At 47.8% G+C, this 270-nt stretch carries 1 pseudogene; it reads left to right on the forward strand.

Annotated features, from left to right (window positions below):
• Positions 1 to 270: pseudogene (locus tag ACFIME_RS02685) on the forward strand (tol-pal system protein); the annotation flags it as partial.

Below are 270 nucleotides of genomic sequence, written 5' to 3' on the forward strand. Positions count from 1 at the left end.
TGTGAAGAAAGCACCTGAAGCAGCCGATAAAGCAGCATCTGATGCAGCGGAAAAAGCCACTGACGCTGTTAATAAGGCTGTTGATGCAGTGAAAGAAGCAGCTGATAAAGCAGCATCTGATGCAGCGGAAAAAGCCACTGACGCTGTTAATAAGGCTGTCGATGCAGTGAAAGAAGCACCTGAAGCAGCTGATAAAGCAGCATCTAGCGCGGCGAAAAAAGCCACTGACGCTGTTAATAAGGCTGTCGATGCTATGAAGAAAGCACCTGA

The sequence above is a fragment of the Bartonella sp. AP1QHHD genome, assembly GCF_042196265.1.
GTDB lineage: Bacteria > Pseudomonadota > Alphaproteobacteria > Rhizobiales > Rhizobiaceae > Bartonella.